General features: G+C 41.5%; 4 protein-coding genes. 3 read left to right on the top strand and 1 reads right to left on the bottom strand.

Going from position 1 to position 3,491, the window contains the following annotated elements; genetic code table 11:
- Positions 1 to 809, bottom strand: an 809-nt coding sequence (locus HZC45_00975) for a cache domain-containing protein (protein ID MBI5681741.1), incomplete at its 3' end; no start/stop codon positions are given.
- 160 nt (positions 810 to 969) lie between these two features.
- Here HZC45_00975 and HZC45_00970 point away from each other — a divergent pair.
- The 3 genes from HZC45_00970 to HZC45_00960 form a co-directional block, all read left to right on the top strand.
- The gene (locus HZC45_00970; protein MBI5681740.1) at positions 970 to 2,184 is read left to right on the top strand and encodes a cofactor-independent phosphoglycerate mutase; all 1,215 of its coding nucleotides are present in this window, start codon (positions 970 to 972) and stop codon (positions 2,182 to 2,184) included.
- Positions 2,185 to 2,550: 366 nt separating this feature from the next.
- Positions 2,551 to 2,736 carry an ORF6N domain-containing protein gene (locus tag HZC45_00965; protein MBI5681739.1) on the top strand — a complete coding sequence of 62 codons (186 nt, stop codon included), beginning with the start codon at positions 2,551 to 2,553 and terminating at the stop codon, positions 2,734 to 2,736.
- Between the two features lie 273 nt (positions 2,737 to 3,009).
- Positions 3,010 to 3,491: AAA family ATPase (locus tag HZC45_00960; GenBank protein ID MBI5681738.1), on the top strand; the 482-nt coding region annotated here is incomplete at its 3' end.

Below are 3,491 nucleotides of genomic sequence, written 5' to 3'. Positions count from 1 at the left end.
GATGCACTGACAACTGTTACACCCCGCAAATAGTCTTTATAGACTGAAGATGTCTCGGTATTTGTCTTTAAACATGCATCTACAGGAGGTTCGTATATCTGTTTTCCGATATTGCCATGAAACGGGAATTCACCTATTAAAAGTTTGCTGCCATTAACAGTTTGTATAACCAGTGTCTCCCTCTTGCCCTTTTCCCACGACACTGTATCCTTCTGACGGACAAATTCACCGCCAAGGATATTTCTGAACTGCGAAAGGGAGATAAAATTAACAAGGACACCTATGGTCTTTTTTGATGCAATATCAAAGATAGGGGTTGACACTGTGAGTTCAGGTATACCTTCATGCCCTGATGGGCTCTCAGTAATAGTCGTATCTGTCTTCCCCTTAATAAAAAATATTTCAGCAGACAGGTCTTTGCCTGTTTCAGATGGGGCTGTAGAACCTGCGACCTTGCCGTCAAGAGAGAGGATATATATCTCATGGATTGTCTTATCCAATGGCATCTTGTTTTTTAAGAGATGTTTGTTAAGGTGTTCATTTGCATGCCCATCTCCCTGAATTATCTTCTGCAGATTCTCCCTTATAAAACCATCGCTGGCAAAGTCCTGCGCCCGTATCTTTATCATCTCAAGGAAGTAATATGCACTCATCTCATACCCTTTGGCAATACTGGCAATATCATTTAATGTGCCCTCTTTGATATATTCCTTATTTATACGATAGGTTACAATGAAGGTGATAAGAACTGGGATTGCAAGGAGGAGAATAGATACAAGTGCCTTTTGCAAAAGCGAGAGGTTTTTCATATCTTGAAATTATCAAAAAAAGAGGGAAAAGTCATCAGGGAAAATTCCCAACTTGGTTTACAATCATATATTGGATGTGTTAAACTTTTTTCAGCATAATATAGGACAACTGGGGACAGATTTGAAATCTGTCCCCACTGTCATAAGGTAAGGTGAATTAGTGAAATACATAATCCTCATTGGCGATGGGATGAGTGATGAGCCCATTCCTGAACTCGGCAATAAAACCCCGCTTGAGGCTGCAAACACGCCGAATATGGACTTCCTTGCCCAAAACGGCTCAATCGGTCTTTCAAAGAATGTGCCTGACGGCTATCCGCCCGGAAGCGATGTTGCCATATTAAGCGTCCTCGGTTATGACCCAAGAAAATATTATACAGGCAGGTCTCCTCTTGAGGCAGCGAGCATCGGCGTAGAATTGTCAAAAGATGATTTGGCGCTTCGGTGCAACCTTGTTGCGCTTCTTGAACAGGGCGGAAAGATTTTTATGAATGATTACAGCGCGGGGCATATAACAACAGATGAGGCAAAAAGGATAATACTTGATTTGGACAAAGAACTTTCAGGCAGCGGCATTAAATTTTATCCCGGTGTTAGTTACAGGCATCTTATGGTTTGGAATGGCGGTCCTGATGCCGCTAAAATGGAGACAACCCCGCCGCATGACATAACAGGAAAAGAAATCACTGCTCATCTCCCAAAAGGCGAAGGCTCAAAAAAACTCATTCAACTTATGAACTCTTCACAGATGCTCTTAAAGGAGCATCCTGTAAACATTGAAAGAGAGGAAAAAGGCAAGAAGCCTGCAAATTCAATATGGCTCTGGGGACAGGGAAGAAGACCGCAGATGCCTACCTTAAAACAAAGGTTCGGTATAGAAGGCTCTGTCATATCTGCTGTTGATCTGGTAAAGGGCGTCGGCATATATGCAGGACTTAATGTTGTGAATGTTCCGGGCGCAACAGGTTATCTTGATACAAATTATACAGGCAAGGCAGAGTATGCGTTAAAGGAACTTGAGACAAAGGATTTTGTGTGCGTGCATGTAGAGGCGCCTGATGAGGCAGGGCATACAGGAAATCTGAAAGATAAAATCAAGGCTATTGAGGATTTTGATGAAAAAATAGTCGGCGCTGTTTTAAAAGGCATGGATAAATTCAAAGAATTCAGGGTTGTTGTTCTTCCCGACCATCCTACGCCTATAGCAAAGAAGACCCACACCAGAGACCCTGTGCCGTTTATGATGTATCCATCAAAAGATAGGGGCAAGGGGCAAGGGGCAAGGGGCAAGGGGTTTACAGAGGCAGAGGCAAAGGGAACAGGGTTGTTTGAGGCAGAAGGCTATAAACTTATAGAGAGGCTTTTTGAGAGGTAGAAAATTACCGCAGTTGGAAGATAGGATTGAGGCGGGATTGGCAATATGAAAGAAATGCCCCATCTTATGTATAATTTAAGAACTACCCCCTGCCTCTCGCTATAAAAAGTTTGACACTGCCTTTGCATAGGTATATTGTTTAGATATGAAAACCTATACTTATCGCAATTGATGCTTACCTAAGAAGTTTGATAGCCGATGGCGAAAGAATTCCGGAAGATAAAGGTATTGAGATAGTAGAGATGGTTTCTTTGCCAATAATGGGGAAAAAGAAATCCCTTTCCTATGCCTAAACTTCCTATAATTAAAGACCATCAACGGACTTTCTAAAGATATTGAAAAATACAGGGGAATGAAATGGAAATAGTGGTTCAACAAGAAGTAATAGAAGGGAAAATCTACATGATTCGCGGGCATAAGATAATGATAAGCACTGACCTTGCGGAACTTTATGAGGTTGAGCCGAGAGTTTTAGTGCAGGCCGTTAAAAGGAATATTGACCGATTTCCGTCTGACTTTATGTTTCAATTGAATGAGATTGGGAATAAATAGGGACAGCGACCATTATAATTGCTCCAACTAATCATTCTTCCGAACACAATTCCGGGGACACCATACTTAACTTTTGGCATTGATGACAAAAAGATTTTGAGGTCAATTCTTTAAATTGGCAAAATAGATTTTAAAATGCTATAGGCTTCATATAGCAATGCCGTGCAATTTATCAAATAACCTATCGCGGCAATAAAAAAGAATTGCCATTGAAAATCCACCTCTAATTTTATCATTGCAAAATGAAAGCGCTTGTTTTAAAATGCAAGCATGATATTAGAGAGGGAACTGAAAAGGGCAGTCATAGCCTCCCTTGCCAGATACCCGGTAGTGGGATTGATCGGCTGCCGCCAGGTTGGCAAGACCACACTTGCCAAAATAATAGCAAAGGCATTACGGAAAAGAGTTGTTTACCTTGATATTGAATTGCCTTCAGACCTGAGTAAACTTCAGGAGCCTGAGTTATATTTAAACCAATTCACTGACCACCTCGTGATTATTGACGAGATACAGCGTATGCCAGCGCTTTTTCCGCTTATACGGGCTATGGTAGATAAAAAAAGGGTTGGGGGGAGATTCCTTGTTTTAGGTTCAGCCTCGCCGCAGTTGATTAGACATTCTTCAGAAAGTCTTGCAGGCCGCATAATCTACCACGAGTTAAAACCACTTAATCTGAACGAAACAGGTTATGATAACCTTAATGCCTTATGGTTAAGGGGAGGTTTTCCAAATAGCTACCTCGCAAAAGATTCCAT

It is taken from the genome of Deltaproteobacteria bacterium, assembly GCA_016223005.1.
Taxonomy (GTDB): Bacteria; Desulfobacterota; GWC2-55-46; order UBA9637; family GWC2-42-11; genus JACRPW01.
Note: the sequence above shows the minus strand (reverse complement) of the source record. Positions and strands in the feature narration are given on the sequence as shown.